We start from the raw sequence: 6887 nt of genomic DNA on the forward strand, positions 1-6887 counted from the left end.
ACCCCCGCCCCACCCACCGGGCACCGCGCAAAGCAAAGCAAAAGGGTGCCGCCCCAGCCACAAGGCCGAGGCAGCACCCTTTCGAGGAGAGGGGCGGCGGGGGGGTTAGCCCATCTCCTCCAGCGCCTTGCCCTTGGTCTCCTTCACGAACTTGAGCACGAAGGGAATCGAGAGCACGGCGAAGACCGCGTAGATGACGTACGCACCCGAGAGGTTCCAGTCCGCCAGGCTCGGGAAGCTGGCCGTGATGGCCCAGTTCGCGACCCACTGCGCGGACGCGGCGACACCGAGCGCGGCGGCGCGGATGCGGTTGGGGAACATCTCGCCCAGGAAGACCCAGACCACGACGCCCCAGGAGAGCGCGAAGAAGAGGACGAACGCGTGGGCCGCGACGAGGGCGACCGTGCCCTGCGTGGTGGGCAGGGTGCCGTCGGCGGTCTTGGAGGCGAAGGCCCAGGCCTCGAGGGCGAGGGAGACGGCCATGCCGATGGAGCCGACGAGCGCGAGCGGCTTACGGCCGATCCGGTCGACGAGGATCATCGCGATCACGGTGCCGACGATGTTGATGATCGACGTGGTGAAGCTGTAGAAGAACGAGCTCTCCGGGTTGACGCCCACGGACTGCCACAGCGTCGAGGAGTAGTAGAACGCGACGTTGATGCCGACGAACTGCTGGAAGACGGAGAGGCCGATGCCGACCCAGACGATGGGCAGGAGGCCGAAGCGGCCGCCGAGGAGGTCCTTGAAGGTGGACTTCTCCTCGCTGTGCATCGCGTGCTCGATCTCGGCGACGCGCTTGTCGACGTCGACGGTGTGGCCCTCGACCTCGGCCAGGATCTCCTTGGCCTTCTCGGTCTTGCCGACGGAGATCAGGAAGCGGGGGGACTCGGGGATCGCGAAGGACAGCAGGCCGTAGAGGACGGCCGGGACGACCATGACGCCGAGCATGAGCTGCCAGGCCTCGATGCCCATGATCTTGCCGCGCTGCTCGCCGTTGGCGACGTTGAGGATGCCCCAGTTGACCAGCTGCGAGATGGCGATGCCGACGACGATCGCGGCCTGCTGGAAGGCGCCGAGACGGCCGCGGTAGGCCGGCGGGGAGACCTCGGCGATGTAGGCCGGGCCGATGACGGAGGCCATGCCGATGGCCATGCCGCCCAGGACTCGCCAGAAGGCGAGGTCGTAGAGCGAGAAGGGCAGGGCCGAGCCGACGGCGCTGATGGTGAACAGCGTCGCGGAGATCTGCATGACCCGGATGCGGCCGATGCGGTCGGCGAGCTTGCCGGCGACGGCGGCACCGACGGCGCAGCCGATCAGCGCGATGGCGATGACCTGGGCCAGGGCGGCGGAACCGATGTCGTACTTCCCGCGGATGCCCTCGACCGCACCGTTGATCACGGAGCTGTCGTAGCCGAAGAGGAAGCCACCCATGGCCGCGGCCGCGGTGATGAAGATGACGTGTCCGAGGTGGTCCGGCTGGGCCTTGCGGCCTTCGGACCCCTGCGCCATCGCAGTGCTGGTCAAGGTTTTCTCCTGGGCCCGGCCACGTTGCCGGGAGTGGGGGGCGGCCTTTCCAGTGGGACAGATCCAGTGGGGCACAAGATCAAGGAGGTCACCACATGAAGGCGCGAGCGTCGTGGGAGACCCTATGTCTTCAATTTTCTAAGTCAATAGGTTGTGATGAAGAAGTTTCCGGGGCGTTTCCCCGGCGTTGGCTTCAATAGTTGAATCGATCTTGGGCTAGTGGAGCCGCTGGCTGATCACCTTCGACACTCCGTCGCCCTGCATCGACACTCCGTAGAGCGCGTCGGCGACTTCCATGGTCCGTTTCTGGTGAGTGATCACAATCAGCTGGGAACTCTCCTGGAGTTCCCTCATGATCCCGATCAGCCGCTGGAGATTGGTGTCGTCCAGGGCCGCCTCGACCTCGTCCATGACGTAGAACGGGCTCGGCCGGGCCTTGAAGATGGCGACGAGGAGGGCGACCGCGGTCAGGGAGCGCTCGCCGCCCGACAGCAGGGACAGCCGCTTCACCTTCTTGCCGGGCGGCCGGGCCTCCACGTCCACGCCCGTCGCCAGCATGTCGTCCGGGTCGGTGAGCACCAGGCGGCCCTCGCCGCCGGGGAAGAGCCGGGAGAAGACGCCCTCGAACTCCCGGGCCGTGTCGTGGTAGGCGGCGGTGAAGACCTCCTCGACCCGCCGGTCGACGTCCTTCACGACCTGCAGCAGATCCGCCCGGGTCTTCTTCAGGTCCTCCAGCTGCTCGGAGAGGAACTGGTGGCGCTCCTCCAGCGCCGCGAACTCCTCCAGGGCGAGCGGATTGACCTTGCCGAGCTGCTGGTAGGCGCGTTCGGCGGCCTTGAGACGCTTCTCCTGGGCGGCCCGGTCATAGGGTACGGGCCGGTTGCGCGGGTGGTCCGGGTCATCGGGGAGCTCCTCGTCCTCGGCCGGGGGCGAGGGCGGTACGGGCTGGCCGGGCCCGTACTCGGCGATCAGGACGGCCGGCTCCACGCCCAGCTCCTCCAGGGCCCTGGCCTCCAGTTGCTCGATGCGCAGCCGCTTCTCCGCGCCGAGGACCTCGCCGCGGTGGACGGAGTCCGTGAGCTTGTCCAGCTCCGTCTTCAGGGCCCGGGAGCGGTCGCGCTCGGCGGTCAGCTCCGCCTCCCGCCCGGCCTTCGCCCGCTCGGCCAGCCCACGCTCCTCGTCCGCGCGGAGCAGCGAGACCTCCACATGGGCCAGGAGCTGGCGGGCGCCGGACGCGACGGCCCCGGCGACCCGCGCCTCGTGCGCCAGCCGGGCCTGCCGCCGCTCGGCGCGGGCGCGTGCCTCGCGTTCGGCGCGGGCGGCGCGGTCGAGGCCGTCCGCCCGTCCGGCGAGCGCCTTGACCCGCTCCTCATGGGTACGGACCTGGAGGCGGGCCTCCATCTCGGTCTGCCGGGCGTTGGCGCCGTCGGCGGCGAGGCGGTCGCGGACGGCGGTGTCGGGCTCGTCCGTGCCGTGCTCGTCGTCGAGTTCCTCGGCCGCCGCGAGCCGGGCGGCGAGTTCCTCGGCCTCCTCGCCGGCCGCCGCGAGCGCCTCCTCGGCGCGCGCGGCCGCGGCGGCCGTGCGCTCGGCCTCGCCGGCCGCCGCCCTGGCCTGCCCGGCGAGGCGGCCGAGCGCCTGGGCGGTCCGCGACTTCTCCCGGTCGGCGTCGGAGCGGAGGGCCGCCAGCTCGCCCACGAGGGCGGCCGCGGCGGCGCGGCGCTCCTCGGCGGTGTGCCGGGCGTCGGCGAGCTCGGCGCAGCGGGCGGTCAGGCCGGTCAGCTCGGCCGTCGCCTCGTCCACGGCCGCCTGGGTCTCCAGGAGGCTGGGGGCGCCGCCGGAGCCGCCCTGGGCGAGGTGGGCGCCGAGCAGATCGCCGTCGGCGGTGACCGCGGTGCGTCCGGGGTGGCTGCGGACGAGGGCCTCGGCGTCCTCGAGCGTGTCGACGACGACGATGCCGCGCAGCAGCCGGCGGACGGCGGGCATCAGCTCGTCGGGGCCGCTCACCAGGCCGGCGGCCGGGCGGGCGCCGGCGGGGGCGTCCTCGGGGTGAGGTGACGTTCCTTCACCGGGGCCGGCGAGCAGGAGGGTGGCCCGGCCGGCGTCCTCCTTCTTCAGCAGGCGCAGCGCCTCGGCCGCGGCGGCGGGCCCGGTGACGGCGATCGCGTCGGCGGCGGTGCCCAGGGCGGTGGCGACGGGCAGCTCGTAGCCGGGGGTGACGGTGAGGAGTTCCGCGGCCGGGCCCAGGAGTCCGGCCAATCGTTCCTGCGCGGTCAGGAGGGCTCCGGTGCCGTCCTTGCGGCGCAGGCCGAGGGCGAGGGCGTCCCGGCGGGCGGTGAGGGCGGCGCGGCGGCGGTCGGCCGCGGCGGCCTCCTCGCGGGCGGCGTCGCGGGCGGCCTCGGCGGCGGCGAGGCCGGCCCCTGCCGCGTCGTGGCGGGCGGCGAGCTCGGCGTCGCCGGCCGCGGTGCCGTCGGCCTCGGCCTGGTGGCGTTCGTACTCCTCCCGGTCGGCGGCCGCGCGCTCGGCGGCCTCGTCGCGGGCGGCCGCGAGGCGGACGGTCTCGGCCTCGGCGGAGGCGGCGCGGCCGCGGGCGGCGGTGACCCGGCCCTGGAGCCGGGCGAGGTGTTCGCGGCGGTCGGCGATGGCGCGGGCGGCGTCCTTGAGGCGGCGTTCCTCCTCGGCGAGGCGGCGTTCGAGTTCGGCGCGGTGCCGGGCGGTGTCCTCCAGGGCGTGGCCGGCGGCCTCCAGCGCGGCTTCGAGCTCGGCTTCCTGTTCGCGGACGCGGGCGGCCTCGCGTTCCAGGTCCTCCGGGTCGCGGCCGCGGCGTTCCTCGGCGGGGGCGGTGGTGGCGCTGGTGACACGGGCGTCGGCGAGGCTGACGGTGCCGCGGACGCGTTCGGCGAGCCGGGAGAGTTCGTGCCAGGTCTGCTGGGCGCGGGCGAGGCGCGGGGCGAGCTCGCGGACGTGCTCCTCCAGGGCGGCCTCGCGGCGGGCGGCGGCCAGCAGTTCCGTCTCGGCGGCCTCCTTGCGGGCCTTGAGGGCGTTCTCGTCGGCGATCTCGGCGCGCAGGGCCTCGCGGAGGGCGACCAGGTCGTCGGCGAGCAGCCGGAGCCGGGCGTCGCGGAGGTCGGCCTGGATGACGGCGGCGCGGCGGGCGACGGCGGCCTGCCGGCCCAGCGGTTTGAGCTGGCGGCGCAGTTCGTCGGTGAGGTCCTGGACGCGGGCGAGGTTGGCCTTCATCGCGTCGAGCTTCCGCAGCGCCTTCTCCTTGCGCTTGCGGTGCTTGAGGACGCCGGAGGCCTCCTCGATGAAGGCGCGGCGGCCCTGGGGGTCGGCGTGGAGGACGGAGTCGAGCTGGCCCTGGCCGACGATGACGTGCATCTCGCGGCCGATGCCGGAGTCGGAGAGGAGTTCCTGGATGTCGAGCAGCCGGCAGGTGTCGCCGTTGATCTGGTACTCGCTGCCGCCGTTGCGGAACATGATCCGCGTGATGGTGACTTCCGCGTAGTCGATGGGGAGGGCACCGTCGGAGTTGTCGATGGTGAGGGAGACCTCGGCGCGGCCCAGCGGGGGACGGCCGGTCGTCCCGGCGAAGATGACGTCCTCCATCTTGCCGCCGCGCAGCGACTTGGCGCCCTGCTCCCCCATGACCCAGGAGAGCGCGTCCACGACGTTGGACTTCCCGGAGCCGTTGGGGCCGACGACACAGGTGATCCCGGGCTCGAAGCGCAGCGTGGTGGCGGAGGCGAAGGATTTGAAGCCGCGCAGGGTCAGGCTCTTGAGGTGCACGCGGTAGGACTCTACCGGCCGTGCACCGGCCCGGACGGCCCGGCGCGAGGCGCTGGCGCGCCGCTCTGAACAATGGGTTTCGCCCGGGAATCTTCAGGGCACACCATGCGTGAGACGACGACGGGGGGATCAGGGGGACGGAAGGACGGCGAGGAGCGCCGCCGGACACGACGAAGGGACGCCGAAGCGTCCCTTGTGAGTGCGACTGTCCAGCGGCTGACGGTGCAGCCCGACCGGGCCCCCGGGGCAGGGCACAGGTCAGGCGAGCGCAGGCTCCGCCTTCGATACGTCGATGCTGTCGAGCAGCGAGTCACCACGGTGAGCGGCGGCAGTCAGCGCGTCGTTCTCGGCCTGCATCCGGATGAGCTCGGATTCAAGGTCCTGGACACGCTGCTGGAGCCGTCGCATCTCGGAGAGGACTCGGGGGTCGGAGCCGCCGACGTAACCGAGAAGCGCCTTTGCCATGATGGATGGTCCTCCACACTGAGTGACCGACCGAAGCGGTGTGGGTCGTGAGGGATTCGCACCCGCGGTGTCTGCCATCACTACTGCGGTGTTCCAATGCCAAACAGCTAAGGTGCGCGGGGCTTCCAGAGTCTCACCAAATGGTTTGACGGTCAACACGATCACACCCCGTATCCGCAGGCGTCCCAGGGGTGTGCGCGGGTTTATCCGCGCCGCATTCCGCGCCCGGGGCCCGAGGGGGCGTAGAGATCATCCGTTGACAGGCAGCCTTGCACGATGCGGCCGGATTGGCAACCATCAGGGGATTTCCGTCCTGCACATATGCCATTGGCATATGTGCAGGACGCTCCTCCTCGCGGGATTCCCAAGGAAACCGCGCCGATATCCGATTTTCCGACGGTCGGATCAGCGGATCTCGAAACCGTCGTATCCGCCCCTGGGCGCGCCCCAGATCTCGGTGACACCGTCCACCCGCCCGGGCGTGTCGCCCGCTCGCAGCCAGTCGAGCAGTCGTTCGCATCCCTGGCGGGAGCCCTCGGCGACGACCTGGACCCGGCCGTCGGAGAGATTGGAGGCGAAGCCGATCAGGTCACCGATCCGCAAGGCATTGGCCCGAGTGAACCAACGAAAGCCCACACCCTGCACATGTCCACGGACCCACGCCGTGAGACGAACACTCTCGTTCATGTCTGCACATTAACCGGCCAATTAGATAAGCAGCACTTCGGCCCACCATCCCGTGCCGTACAGTCTCGGCCGAATAAGACTCCCCCGTACGAGTGATGCACTTTGGCGCTGAACCGTAAGGAAGGCAGTGGATGGGTCGCCATCGACGCTCTGCCCGTGCGACCGCTGACGAGGCGGTGGCGAATGCCCGGCCGGTCCGGGCACCCCTGACGAGCGAGACGGCCGGAGTGTTCGCGCCCGAGGATCCGGCCGAGGCGGTCACCCAGCCCATTCCCATCGTCCGCCCCAACCCCACCGGCACCGGCAGGCACCGCAGCCCCCATCGCACCAAGCGCAAGGCGGGCCGGACGGCCAAGACCGGTGTCGCCGCGGCCGGCCCGGGCGGCGGCAAGCCCGCCAAGCCGGCGCCGCCCGCCCGCCGGGCC

4 protein-coding genes and 1 pseudogene are annotated in these 6887 nt (G+C 71.6%); 1 reads left to right on the plus strand and 4 read right to left on the minus strand.

From position 1 onward, the window contains the following. Positions 1-105 precede the first annotated feature (105 nt). The 4 genes from K6I33_RS29085 to K6I33_RS29100 all read right to left on the minus strand — a co-directional run bounded on the left by K6I33_RS29085 (position 106) and on the right by K6I33_RS29100 (position 6462). Positions 106-1599, minus strand: a complete 1494-nt coding sequence (locus K6I33_RS29085) for a sugar porter family MFS transporter (protein WP_374286030.1) — start codon at positions 1597-1599, stop codon at positions 106-108. A gap of 141 nt (positions 1600-1740) precedes the next feature. After that, the gene (gene smc / locus K6I33_RS29090; protein WP_229357524.1) at positions 1741-5310 is read right to left on the minus strand and encodes a chromosome segregation protein SMC; all 3570 of its coding nucleotides are present in this window, start codon (positions 5308-5310) and stop codon (positions 1741-1743) included. Between the two features lie 258 nt (positions 5311-5568). Then, the gene (locus K6I33_RS29095) at positions 5569-5775 is read right to left on the minus strand and encodes a hypothetical protein (protein WP_126918241.1); all 207 of its coding nucleotides are present in this window, start codon (positions 5773-5775) and stop codon (positions 5569-5571) included. 405 nt (positions 5776-6180) lie between these two features. Next, positions 6181-6462, minus strand: a complete 282-nt coding sequence (locus tag K6I33_RS29100; protein WP_229357525.1) for an acylphosphatase — start codon at positions 6460-6462, stop codon at positions 6181-6183. A gap of 131 nt (positions 6463-6593) precedes the next feature. On the opposite strand from K6I33_RS29100, the pseudogene K6I33_RS29105 reads away from it, so the two are divergent. Next, positions 6594-6887, plus strand: a pseudogene (locus K6I33_RS29105) (hypothetical protein); the annotation flags it as partial.

The organism is Streptomyces sp. UNOB3_S3 (genome assembly GCF_020740895.1).
Lineage (GTDB): Bacteria > Actinomycetota > Actinomycetes > Streptomycetales > Streptomycetaceae > Streptomyces.

Bases quoted from the DNA above. Each gene is read 5' to 3' on its own strand.
- K6I33_RS29100 (WP_229357525.1), bottom strand. From the start codon at position 6,462: ATGAACGAGAGTGTTCGTCTCACGGCGTGGGTCCGTGGACATGTGCAG.
- K6I33_RS29095 (WP_126918241.1), bottom strand. From the start codon at position 5,775: ATGGCAAAGGCGCTTCTCGGTTACGTCGGCGGCTCCGACCCCCGAGTC.